A 10,296-nucleotide genomic window follows, 5' to 3' on the forward strand; every position below is an offset into this window, starting at 1 on the left:
TTTGGTCACTTTATCCGTCAAAACATGGACAACTTATACCAGCTGTTTTTGGTCATTATGCGGTAGCATTAACACTTTTATTTTTTCTGACAAAAACATATGCTAACCAAAATCAATTCCCAACAAACAAGCAAGAAGCTGTAAATTATGCAAACCAAGAATTGTATAGCCAGTATAAAGATTTATTGGGACCAGAATATTTTACTGAAACGAATATTGTAGATAAACAAATAAACTGGATTCAAATAGGTGGACTTTCTGGTGTCACTATAGGCAGTAGCAACAACACTTATGGTGCTTTGGTTTACGGCGATCCTCATGGCGATACTAGTACAGAATCAGAGAGTCTTGGTCCACAGACTAATAGTGATGAGATTCAGTATCGATATTTAGGTTTCACCTACAATGATGAGGACTACAGTAACCCTGCATACCCACACGATGCTTGGGCTGGTGGTTATCTTGAAGACAGAAAATGGATTGTTGATCCTTGGTACAACATTGAAGGAGCTGTGTTAAACTCTTTTGACGGCGACACCAAATACCTACCAAACATACAAAAAGGCATAGCAATTTATTATTCAGATATTTCCCTAGGCGGCAGCTCCCCATATTGGAACAACTGGTCCCAGTATGTCCACATCCTTGTCCCCCCCACACAATACACATGGGGTATGGGACGCATGTGGCACCAGCGCAGCGACAACAGCATTTGGTATATAACTGTTCCTTTGGTCCCCGGCGCTGCACTCATCACGCCTGAACTAGTTGTGACGCCTTCTACCGCGACAATATACGAAAGCGAAACCCAGCAGTACACCGCAACCTATTACCCACAGGGCAAGCAAGCAGGAAACGGCCAAAACGTAACTGCCTCATGCACATGGATAGTAGATGACGAATCAATCGCCACAATAAGCAATACCGGTTTGGCAACCGGCATGTCCCAGGGCGATACTATGATTACAGCAACATATACAGTAGGTGGTACTACTATTACCGGTCAAGCAGAATTGGTTGTTGAGGAACAAGAGGAAGAAGTGCCGTCATCAAGCAACAATGGCAGTTTAACATTCCAGGCAGTGAGCCAAGACGGAAAACAATACCGCGATCCAAACAGGGCAATGTGGACAGATGTTGTTACTGCAACACTCACCTTGCCGGTAAAGACAAAAGTAACGAAGGACAGTTCCGTTGACTACGACACAACAGTAGCACCACCAAAACCAACAGAACGCGGTTGCGAACCAAAAGAACCAAACTGTAACAAAATAACAGAATGGCGTATAGTGAGTGCCGAACTCTCATATCCGACACAAAACCCGAATTTCACTTTTGGGCACCCGCTGGACCCGGTAGGAGTAACAACAATTCCAATGGAAATATCAGAAGACGGCCACACAGCTACCGCGACATTCAAAGAACAATGGGCCATGAACGGGGCAAATATATATGACGTGTTTTTAGGTAAGGAAGTTTGTACAGAACCTAAAAACTATGACATAACGGTTTCCAATATCGTTGTTAATATTGACTATAAGGAATATACATTCGAAGAAAAACTTGTTTTTGCTAGTTGGGATTGTGTGAGATCGGTGGAAGAAAAATATGATAAACAGAATTTGGATTCAATAACTGGTCAACTAGAGGTATATGGGTCAGGTGTAAACAGTCTGGCACAATAAAGGAGTGACTTACTTAAATGCTTAAAAACGAAAAAGGTTTTATAAGCATATATCTCCTTACCATCTTCATGATTTTTCTTCTAACAATACTGGCATTTGGAACAGGTATAGGAGTTTCGGTCTAGCGGGTAGCCAATGCCGAATACGAATGGTTTGGAGAAGCGATGAATTACGCCGCCAGCGCAGCTAATATTGATGGCAATCTAGAAGATGTAGCTTTAAACGAAACTAAAGCGAAACGTTATTTTGAAGACACGTTTGATGAAATGATGGAATCCAGAATTTACACTATCAACAGTTTTCAAACAGTCGATACCGGCGATTCAGTTCCCCATGATATCACAGCCAAAGCATCAGGTTATGTTGCAAACATAACTGTGGAAATACCTGCGGTAAACGTGCCCTTGATAGGTCAGCAAAGTGTAAATGTGCCAATGGCATATTACGCGATAGTACAAAGTGTACAACTGGATTAGAAAAAAAGTCCCGGTGGGGAAAACCTGCCGGGTGCTTTTTCCATCGTTCGAAGGGAGGTGTTTTAAGTGGCTCAAAAAATCGACCATTTAGAAGAAGTGGCAGAAGGTTATAAGGCGATGTTGGAAAACGACATTGAGATCTACCTGCCTGCCCAAGCAGAGGTAGTGCTGCGGGATGATAAATAAAATATCTTTTCTAGAGCAAAATCCAAAGGATATAATAGTTGTGGGAGGATTAGGATGGACTCAAAGGAAATTGTAAAAGCCTTAATTGATCGGCTAAACGAATGCCCTGAGAATAATTGTTGAATCAATGATATGGCCGGAAGAGGATATAACACCGGAAGATGCAGAGGCAATAGCCCAGGGCGAAGCTGAGATAAAGGCCGGCCTGGGAGTAAAGGCCGAAGAGGTGGAAAGAACTGGGGCTGTCGGATGACTAACATATAAACAGTGCCCTACTCCTGATCTAATAACATCTTGAAAGCTGGTGGTTAAAATACCGGACGATGCGGATGATATCCTTATGGAATGGCTGAAAATAGCCGAATCAGCATTTGACGACTGGGACAACGAGGAAGATAGTGTATATGATAATATATAAGCAATACTTATTAAATGGCAGCGGGTAAGACTTCCCCACTGCCATTTAAATTTGAGGGGGGAGAATATGAAATTCCGAATTGACGGCCTGAGCCTATTTAGTAGCAGCTATTATGACACCCTGGAAGAAGCGACAAAAATCATATTCGATAAAAAAGGCCGTAAGGGCAGTATTACCGTGGAAATGACGGAAAAAGAATATATCACCCTCATTAACAGCTACGAGACTCAAATAGACAAAAACATAGCTATAATTAATACCTTGCAGCAGGAAAACCAAAAACAGAAAAAACAAATTGAAATACTACAAAACTCACTTGTTCATCCTGAAGTGGTGGAAAACATAAAACAACAAGCCCGTCAGCAGATAAACGGTGAAATAGAGGCAAGGGAGAAAATAACAGAAGAGCTTACAAAACAGATAGAAGTATTAACCAGGCGGGAAGAAGGCTTGAGAGACGCCCTGGGCAGATGGCGAAAAAAAGCCATCGGCGAGGACTTACGACCGCCAAAAGACTTAAAGCAAAAAGGATTCCAGTACCGAGTCGTAAAAAATAGAATAGTGAAGATGTATTTTTTGGAGAAATATCTGCCGCATCCCTTTGATACCGGTTTCAATGAATTGGAAGGATATGCCCTGCTGGAACTTGCAAAAGGGGTTAACCTCAAAAAAATATATTTAGACCGTGGTAAGTGGGTGGCACAATACGAATCACTCAATCCGCTGGGATAATACTTTTAAGACCTTGCATTTTATGGTGTCTATGGTATTATTGTATTGTATAATTAATCCTACACTACGTACCCTTCATGCTTAATGCGTGACGCCAAACGGCAAGAAGGAAAAACATCAGATGCAGGCGTGATGCCGGCATATTGCACATCTGATGAGGTAAGGTTTATGGGATTTTTCTACTATTCTATCTCCAAGAATAGTGCGGATGGAAGCTCCGGAGCATGTTGAGGGCGATGAGCGCAACTGCTGAAGAATCGGCTCCAGGTAAAGTCCCAGCGAAGAGCGGGTGTAACTTGGGGAGCAAGGCCAAAGCGAAGAGCGAGGCTGTGCGGAAAAGGGCGACAGGCAAAGCCCAGGTTTGGATCTGTGTGTAGACAATATGGTGCGGTGTATCTGAACCGACTGCTGAAGGCGAAGATGAGTTTCACCAGAATTGGACGAAAGCAGGTTCACCGGAGGAAAAACCACGGTGGAGACGTGTGTTCCGGGTATTAAAGGCCACTTGCCGGGCAGCGGCATGGACGCGCTATAGCGCGCCGGGTTTATTTTACCGAACCAAGTGGATGCTTGGTTGAGTGGGGATTTGGCAGCTGACCCCATAAAATACGGCTAAAAAGGCACAGCACGATGATCGAGCAGTCTCAAAAAGACGTAAGTGCCTTCGCCACCGGAGCGTAAGCTCCGCCCTTTGGGTTGTGTGGCACCCCGGTGTTCAACGAACTGAACTTTGATAATATAACACCCGTTGCCGTCTCTGTCTGCGGAGCGATTTAAAAAATCGCTGATGCGATTTTTTAAAGGAGCGGAGTAAGACAGAGACGGCCAGAAATACCTCGCCAAGTTCGCGGAGCGCAAGGTCTTCAGGGTTCGCTTAAAAAGAGAACCGCGAGAGATGGCATCAGGGGATTAAGTGGATGTATGCTTTTTTAAAGGGTCAGATATAGTCTGAACCTTTTTTGATTTTATAGCAATATATCAAATACTTACCGGCTATGTAGCCGGTTTTAATCTTTTAGGGGGTGGTTTATATTTCCATTATCAAGTACAAGTATAAGAAAACTGGCATGGGTGTGGTGGATAATCTCGGTGCACAGTTAGAAAAATTGATCAGGGGAGCCAGCCAGGGGAGCATTGAAACGAAGTACCGTTACATCGCAGCTGCTGAGAGGTTTATCAAATTTGTGGGAGGACACTTTAAGCTGAAAAAGCTTCAAAATATCCAGGACAAGCATCTTGAGGCTTACGCGGCGCACATGAAAAGTCGCGGCTGTAGCGATAAGTATATAAAAAACGATCTGAGCGGGATAAGATACCTGCACCGGCAGATCCCGCAGGCAAGGTATAGCATAAAAGATAGTAAGACGGCAAATAAGGAAATGGGGCTGGGCAGCACTCCGGACGGGAGGGCGGACAGAGCCTGGACGGAACGTGAACTTTCTCAGATGAAGGCCAGGGCTGTGTCAATTGGTCGGTATGATATCGCCAGGACCATGGAAGCGATCAGGGCCACGGGAATGAGGCTGGACGAAGCGGCCAGCCTCCGGCGCTCCGTGGTTGAGGATGCGCTGAAGTCTGGCGTATTACATTTGAAAAACACCAAAGGTGGCCGCCCCAGGGATGTGCCTCTTAGTGACAGGGCTGTAGCTGTCTTTAACGAGGCGCTGAAGAACTCTCCCAGGGGCGGCTACGCTTTTACTCCTGCTGGTATGAAGGTCCACGTTTACAAAAAGGAAGTGGAAAATTTTATTTACAATCACCGTAAGGAAATTCAAGATCAGGAGCGGAAAATTACCGGCCATAACTTGATTCCCGGTGATAGGGGCGCTCTTACGCCCCACGGGCTGCGGCACTCTTTTGGCCGTGAATTCATTATCACGCGGTTTAGGGAAAGCTTGTCTTCTGGTATGATCAGGGAAAAAGCTATGGACATGGCCAGGAAGGAGACCGCCGAGGTCCTTGGCCATGGCAGGGTAGAGGTAACTTACATCTACGCGCCGGCCAATTTGTTGAACTCTGAGTGACAATCTTGGTTGGAGAGTGGTTATCGATGGAAAGTCAACCTGGGAGTAGGGGCTTATGTTAGATAAATACGTACTTCCAAAACGAGTTTATATAAGTTCTCACGCGACTGAAATGTATTTAAGCCGCATACTTGGAAAGCCAGCAACCAAAAGAAATTTTCAGACTGCCCGACTTTTTTTAAGTCATATGTTAAGTAATCGTGTATGTCATTTTATAGAATCTCGAAGGGACGAAGCGGCTTTTCGCCTTAAATTGGCTTTTTGCGGTATTATTTTCATTTATGAGCCGCAATGTAATGAGGTCTATACGATTTATCCGGATAAAAAAAGCAAGGAACGTTTTGAAATGTGTATGCGAATACCTGCTGACTTTACAGTATCAGAACAGGTCAAGAGTATTATGGGGAAAAGAATTTGGGGGAAACTTTTTCGGTATGAGTGGCCGGTGGTAACGGCAAAAGCGAAACCTAATCGCCCAACGTCTATATTACGCATAAAGGCAGGTAATTGGCTTATTGACCTGGATATGGTTGAAAGAGAGGTTTCAGGTGCTTTAATATTTGGATGTTCTTCTAAGGATTATGATGAAGAAAGTAATAAGTGATAGGAACCCCCGCACGGATTTACGCGGGGGCGTTTAAAAACATTGTAGGAGGTAATTTCATGAAATTATCAAGTGTATCTAATGATAATGCATTATTAACCGTTTTGGAAGTTGCAATAATTTTAAGAGTTTCAAAGGCTACGGTATACCGGATGATTCAGCGAGGTCAGTTAAAAGCTCACCGAATAGGCGGGAGTATTCGTATAAAGCAAGTGGATATTGATGATCTGTTTAGCGACGAGAAAAAGGCTTCTGAATAAGAAACTCTATCTTATCGTCTCTTAAGTTACAAGAACATGTAAAGGCAGGATAATCAAGTAGGATTCCAGGTAAATCTTGTTGATTATTAGCGATTCCTAGAGAAACGAAATTACAGAGTGCTAGGACATCTAGTGTTGAAGCTTTTTTTAACCACGGCACATATGGCAAATCTCGTAGCAAACTATTACCGCTATCTTCTCGTTTAATGTACGGAATAGGCCAAATTTCTCTGGTCTCAATTGTCTTTGTTTCAGTAGAATCTTCTAGGTAATAGCCTTCACGTGTTTTAATACGCCATAAAATATATTTCATTGCAAGGTATAAACCCATTTCATTATCTTGTGGTTTAGTGACTATTGTTTCTATGAGTAATCGCGCTTCGTTACTATTGAACTCATCAAAGTTAATTGATTTACTCCAAGGTGACAATACCTGAGCAGCGCAGCAGGCAAAACCAGTAAGCCAAGGTTCTTCCTCGACAAGTGATCGTAATGAATCATCCGCATCGTAGGCGCTGTGAAAGGCATCTTTAAGGTACTCTTCGGCTGTCCAACCCTCTGGAATTGCTGGACTAAATTCAGGTATTGTCGGTCTAATGCAACTTGCCCACCGTTGTGCAAGGTCATGAATAGCACCTGGTTTGATATTTCTTGAACCTAAAACATAATTGGAAATAGAGCCAGCTGACAGAGCAAGCTCCTTTGCCAGAGTGTAAGATGTTATGCTTCGTGCAATTATAGTCAAATCAAGCAGTGTCCCTGGTCTTAACCACATGGTACGTACACCTCCATTTTTAATAATATCACGGTATACGAAAAACATAAATATGAGAAAATTGTTCTTGATTATAATATACTGTTGCCGTATAATGTAAATATGTAATATATGTTAACCAATTAGCGAGACAGTAGAGCCATTCTACCCCTTAGATACGTCGAAATAATTACAAACAGGGTAATTTTGCTGGAATAACCGGTAGCGGCCCGGTTTCAACCGCCCCCGCACTGCGGGAGAGCGTTTTTGCTCTGTTTATTAAGGGAGGGATTTTTTTGCTTTTTCCACCTATTACGAAGGTTGTTTTTGCAGCAGACGGCACAGGAGAAATCAAGGAGCGACTTGATCCCGTTACAGCTACGAGAGCAATAAAGCGAAAGCGTGCAAGAAAAATTTCTGATAATCTTATTCAATATAAACAAATTTGGAGTCATGAAAAGCCTCTTGTCTTAACTGACAAGGAAATTATCCTTTTAGGCACTATTTCAAATTATACAAAAAAATCGGGCTGGCTTAAAGCCGATAAAAGAATCGTAGACAATATTTTTCAACACAACGAGAGAGTAATCAGATTAGCGATGCCTGGGTTAGAAAGTATCCCCCTGGGTGCTCCGAATCCGGTGAAAGATATTAAGCTTGTTTATAAAAATAGTCCTACTGTTCCACTAGTTAAATAATTTTTTCTAATTAATATTTCTGATATAATTATAACCACCAAGGAGTTGATGCCTTTGGCCGAATATGACATGATCATCAAAGCCCTGGCTGAACGGTACATGGACAAGATCGCCTCTTTTGTCCGGGGTGTACCGGTTGCCACAGAGCAAATCGAGGATAAAGACAAAGAAGCAGTGGCCGTACAACGTACTTCTGACGCGCTGGTCAAAGTTCGTGAAGACGGCTACGAGTATCTAATGTTAGTTGAATTTCAGGCCAGGCCGGACCGAAAAATGGCGAGAAGGCTACTGGAATATACGGCCATGCACCACTGCCGGCACGAAAAACCAGTTTACCCGGTAATAATCAACCTGACCGGCGGCAGCCGGCATGATGGGCGGTACCTGTTAGAATGCCTTGACCTGACAGTAGTTGATTTCAACTACCGACAAATCAATTTACAGGACATTGCCGGCCGGGAACTGCTTTACCGGGGACCGGTGGGCCTACTGCCCCTGACACCACTGATGAGTCATGATGAACTGCCCGAAGCGGTACTAGATAAATGCGCCAAGCGTTTGCAAAGCGAAGTAGAAACAGAGGACGAAAGGTCGATCCTGTATGTAGCACTTGCGGCTCTGTCATCATTGAGGTTCCCGAAGGACCTAATTTTAAAAGTGCTGGAGGTGAGCAAGTTGGAAAACTTACCGCTGTTTGACGGCATCCGGGAAGAGTGGGAAGCCAGGGGCGAGGCTAAGGGCCTCGGTGAAGGAATAGCTGAAGCAATAATTGAAGCTCTTGAAGAAAACACCGGTCAGAGGCCAGCCTGGATTAAAGAAAGCTTATCAGCAGTAAATGATAGAGATTTGCTGAAGAAAATCCTGCGCCGGGCAGTCAAGGCTAGAACCATGGAAGAATTTGAACTTGCCTTAAAAGAACTAATACCAAATTAAATAAACAAACCAGGAAACTAAATACTTCTTGAACCTCCGGTTTTTTGCCGGGGGTTTTATATTTGTCAATTATAGGAGGTCGCTATCATGCAGAAGATTTATACTGCAGCCCAGGTAGCTAAGCTACTTCAAGTTAAGAAATCATATGTTTACGAGCTTATTGCCAGCCATCGGTTAAAGTTCATCCGGCTTTCTGAGCGACGAATTAGGATACCGGAGTCAGCGGTGGAAGAGTATCTGGAAAAAAGTACAAAAAAGCTAGGTTAGGCAGGAGAAGGATTAGACAAGGGCGAATTAATATCCCTGTCTAGTCCTTCCACTTTGGAGGGAAATAAATATGGCCGAGATACGCAAAAAAGGGCCCAACAAGTTCCTGGTTTTAGTTTTCATGGGAGGGATGCCGAGGGTAAGCGGATTTACGAACGGGAGCTTTTCAACGGCACCGAATCACAAGCGAAAAAATGGGCATCTCAATGGGAAACGGAATTAAAAAAGCGGCTGGGGCCGACTTCCTTGGCAATGACCGTGGGCGATTATCTTGAGAAGAAGTGGCTACCGGGGATAAAGAATAGTGACAGCGTATCAGATAGGACGCATGAGACATATACGTACCACGTCCGGCGGTTAAAGCCTCTGGTGGGCCACTTGCCGATGTATAATCTCAACGGCATGGCCCTACAGGACGCCTTGCCCAAAGGGTGTTTCGGTAATGTCAAGCCCAAGACCGTAAAAGGTTTCTACGGCACCTTGAAGACGGCCCTGAAACAAGCGGTCGCATGGGGCATCCTGATCGTGGATCCTACCGTGGGATTACGCACCCCACGAGTGCCGAAGAAAAAACCGAAGGTTCTTACCATCGACGAATTAGTCCGGCTGCTGGCAGCGGCCAAACAGTACAAATACTATCTTGTAATCCGGCTCCTAGCCCTTACAGGCGCCCGGTTGGGCGAGATACTGGGGCTGCATTGGTCAGACGTAGACTTTGCAAAAGGGACGCTGACTATCATGAGGGCAGCGGACGTAAGGCACCGAAAGGAGAAGGATGATACAAAAACGGAAGCCAGCCCGCGCACAATGAAACTGGATGTCGAAACCCTGACTCTGCTTGCTGCCATGAAGGAACGCAAGGTTATGTCGGTAACGGGCCTGATATTTCATCACGAGGGGCGAGTCGTCAGGGAAGACGCCATCAGGCGTACAATGAACTACGCACTCAAAAGGGCAGGGCTGGAGCATACGAAATTACATGCACTTCGCCATGGAGCCGGATCTATCCTTCTTGACGAGGGGAAATCTCTGGCGGCGGTATCCGAGTTTCTGGGTCACTCCAGTACCGCTACCACGGCGGCGATCTACGCTCATGCTGTAAGGCAGGGGGAGAGCATCGCCAACCTATTGACAGAGTAGGCACACCAATTGACACACCAAAATCAATAAAGCCAATATAATCAAGGGCACTGAAAAAGCCACTATTTTATAAAGCGGTGGCTTTTTCAGCGCATATATATTCATTTAAAAATCAATCT

Annotated in this window: 12 protein-coding genes; 11 read left to right on the top strand and 1 reads right to left on the bottom strand. The window is 44.4% G+C overall.

Going from position 1 to position 10,296, the window contains the following annotated elements; all coding sequences use genetic code 11:
• The 7 genes from A4E54_RS09090 to A4E54_RS09120 form a co-directional block, all read left to right on the top strand.
• Positions 1-1,685: Ig-like domain-containing protein (locus A4E54_RS09090; protein WP_286725735.1), on the top strand; the 1,685-nt coding region annotated here is incomplete at its 5' end.
• Positions 1,686-1,849: 164 nt separating this feature from the next.
• The gene (locus A4E54_RS09095) at positions 1,850-2,161 is read left to right on the top strand and encodes a hypothetical protein (RefSeq protein WP_240085115.1); all 312 of its coding nucleotides are present in this window, start codon (positions 1,850-1,852) and stop codon (positions 2,159-2,161) included.
• Between the two features lie 313 nt (positions 2,162-2,474).
• A complete protein-coding gene (locus A4E54_RS09100; RefSeq protein WP_286725738.1) occupies positions 2,475-2,600 on the top strand; it encodes a hypothetical protein in 126 nt (41 codons plus the stop codon).
• Between the two features lie 231 nt (positions 2,601-2,831).
• On the top strand, positions 2,832-3,497 hold the full coding sequence (locus A4E54_RS09105) for a hypothetical protein (RefSeq protein ID WP_240085114.1): 666 nt from the start codon (positions 2,832-2,834) through the stop codon (positions 3,495-3,497).
• 1,022 nt (positions 3,498-4,519) lie between these two features.
• Positions 4,520-5,521 carry a tyrosine-type recombinase/integrase gene (locus A4E54_RS09110; protein WP_240085112.1) on the top strand — a complete coding sequence of 334 codons (1,002 nt, stop codon included), beginning with the start codon at positions 4,520-4,522 and terminating at the stop codon, positions 5,519-5,521.
• 55 nt (positions 5,522-5,576) lie between these two features.
• Positions 5,577-6,125, top strand: a complete 549-nt coding sequence (locus A4E54_RS09115; protein ID WP_240085111.1) for a hypothetical protein — start codon at positions 5,577-5,579, stop codon at positions 6,123-6,125.
• Positions 6,126-6,184: 59 nt separating this feature from the next.
• Positions 6,185-6,385, top strand: a complete 201-nt coding sequence (locus tag A4E54_RS09120; RefSeq protein WP_240085110.1) for a helix-turn-helix domain-containing protein — start codon at positions 6,185-6,187, stop codon at positions 6,383-6,385.
• On the opposite strand, the gene A4E54_RS09125 is transcribed toward A4E54_RS09120, so the two are convergent.
• Entirely contained in the window at positions 6,357-7,160 is an 804-nt protein-coding gene (locus A4E54_RS09125; RefSeq protein ID WP_286725744.1) for a hypothetical protein, read from the bottom strand. The genes A4E54_RS09120 and A4E54_RS09125 overlap by 29 nt on opposite strands.
• A gap of 275 nt (positions 7,161-7,435) precedes the next feature.
• Here A4E54_RS09125 and A4E54_RS09130 point away from each other — a divergent pair, with 275 nt between their 5' ends.
• From A4E54_RS09130 to A4E54_RS09145, 4 genes are all read left to right on the top strand, one after another.
• Positions 7,436-7,837 carry a hypothetical protein gene (locus A4E54_RS09130; RefSeq protein WP_240085108.1) on the top strand — a complete coding sequence of 134 codons (402 nt, stop codon included), beginning with the start codon at positions 7,436-7,438 and terminating at the stop codon, positions 7,835-7,837.
• Positions 7,838-7,885: 48 nt separating this feature from the next.
• Positions 7,886-8,770 carry an RpnC/YadD family protein gene (locus A4E54_RS09135; protein WP_312038124.1) on the top strand — a complete coding sequence of 295 codons (885 nt, stop codon included), beginning with the start codon at positions 7,886-7,888 and terminating at the stop codon, positions 8,768-8,770.
• An 87-nt stretch (positions 8,771-8,857) separates the two neighbouring features.
• Positions 8,858-9,037, top strand: coding sequence for a helix-turn-helix domain-containing protein (locus A4E54_RS09140; RefSeq protein WP_240085106.1), 180 nt, complete (start codon positions 8,858-8,860; stop codon positions 9,035-9,037).
• 384 nt (positions 9,038-9,421) lie between these two features.
• Positions 9,422-10,177, top strand: a complete 756-nt coding sequence (locus A4E54_RS09145) for a tyrosine-type recombinase/integrase (RefSeq protein ID WP_286725747.1) — start codon at positions 9,422-9,424, stop codon at positions 10,175-10,177.
• Positions 10,178-10,296: the final 119 nt, after the last annotated feature.

Origin of the sequence: Pelotomaculum sp. PtaB.Bin117 (assembly GCF_002067195.1) — a bacterium.
GTDB classification, from domain to species: Bacteria; Bacillota; Desulfotomaculia; order Desulfotomaculales; family Pelotomaculaceae; genus Pelotomaculum_D; species Pelotomaculum_D terephthalicicum.

What these genes read in the sequence shown, in the direction of transcription:
- A4E54_RS09095 (WP_240085115.1), top strand. Translation starts at nt 1,850, where the DNA reads ATGAATTACGCCGCCAGCGCAGCTAATATTGATGGCAATCTAGAAGAT.
- A4E54_RS09100 (WP_286725738.1), top strand. Translation starts at nt 2,475, where the DNA reads ATGATATGGCCGGAAGAGGATATAACACCGGAAGATGCAGAGGCAATA.
- A4E54_RS09105 (WP_240085114.1), top strand. Translation starts at nt 2,832, where the DNA reads ATGAAATTCCGAATTGACGGCCTGAGCCTATTTAGTAGCAGCTATTAT.
- A4E54_RS09115 (WP_240085111.1), top strand. Translation starts at nt 5,577, where the DNA reads ATGTTAGATAAATACGTACTTCCAAAACGAGTTTATATAAGTTCTCAC.
- A4E54_RS09120 (WP_240085110.1), top strand. Translation starts at nt 6,185, where the DNA reads ATGAAATTATCAAGTGTATCTAATGATAATGCATTATTAACCGTTTTG.
- A4E54_RS09125 (WP_286725744.1), bottom strand. Translation starts at nt 7,160, where the DNA reads ATGTGGTTAAGACCAGGGACACTGCTTGATTTGACTATAATTGCACGA.
- A4E54_RS09135 (WP_312038124.1), top strand. Translation starts at nt 7,886, where the DNA reads ATGCCTTTGGCCGAATATGACATGATCATCAAAGCCCTGGCTGAACGG.
- A4E54_RS09140 (WP_240085106.1), top strand. Translation starts at nt 8,858, where the DNA reads ATGCAGAAGATTTATACTGCAGCCCAGGTAGCTAAGCTACTTCAAGTT.
- A4E54_RS09145 (WP_286725747.1), top strand. Translation starts at nt 9,422, where the DNA reads ATGTATAATCTCAACGGCATGGCCCTACAGGACGCCTTGCCCAAAGGG.